Here is a 1,022-nt window from a genome sequence, read left to right as displayed (position 1 = left end):
AAGGATGCAGTAGAGAACGGCCTGACCATGGAACGGGCGCAAGCCCTCGGCTTGCAGTTCTGCAAGGACAACTTTCCCGGTCATCCCGCCATCGTCTGCACCCACCCGGACGGTCACAACAGTGCCGGGAACATCCACGTCCACATCGTCATCGGCAGCTTGCGCGTCCGCACCGTGGAACGGCAGCCCTTCATGGACAAGCCGTGCGACTGGGAAGCGGGCAAGAAGCACCGCTGCACCTCTGCCATGCTCCGGCACCTTCGTGTCGCTGTCATGGAGATGTGCGAGCAAGCCGACCTGAACCAGATCGATCTGCTGGAAGCCCTCGGCGACCATGTTTCGGAGCGCGAGTATTGGGCGCAGCGGCGCGGACAACGCCGCCTCGACCATGCCAACGCCAAACTTGCCGCCGAAGGGCAGCAGCCCACCCAGACCGTCTACCAGACCGAACTGGACAAACTGCGAAAGCAGATCTACGCTGTGCTGAACAAGACCACTACCTTCGAGGAATTTTCTGCATTGCTCATGCAGGAACACGGCATCGCCGTGAAGGAAAGCCGAGGCCGGTTGAGCTACTGCCCACCCGGTCGGGCAAAGTTCATCACCGCCAAGAAACTGAGCAAGAAGCTGGAAAAAGAGCAGGTGCTGACCGCCCTCTCCCAGAACATCCAGCTTGCCGCCATCATCCAGCCCAGCAGCGAGAAGAAGCCGGATAAGATCAGGAAACTGGTTGACATTCAGGCGAACGTTGCTGCGGGCAAGGGCATCGGCTATGAGCGTTGGGCGAAAAAGTTCAACCTCAAACGCTGGTCGCAGACCTTGTGTCTCCTGCAGGAGAAGAAGCTGCTCAGCGAAGATGCTCTGCACCAGCGCATTGCCGAACTGCAAACCCAGCACGACGATGCACTGGCGGTGGTCAAAGACCTGGATGCCCGCATGGTCTCCCTCAAGGAGCTGCGCGGGCATCTTGTGGTCTATCGGCAGTACAAGCCTCTTGCACAGAAGCTCCAGACTGTGCGGAA

At 59.5% G+C, this 1,022-nt stretch carries 1 pseudogene; it reads left to right on the top strand.

Annotated features, from left to right (window positions below):
- Positions 1-1,022: pseudogene (locus tag DXA66_RS14005) on the top strand (relaxase); the annotation flags it as partial.

This window comes from Faecalibacterium sp. OF03-6AC, from assembly GCF_003478175.1.
Taxonomy (GTDB): Bacteria; Bacillota; Clostridia; order Oscillospirales; family Ruminococcaceae; genus Faecalibacterium; species Faecalibacterium taiwanense.
Note: the sequence above shows the minus strand (reverse complement) of the source record. Positions and strands in the feature narration are given on the sequence as shown.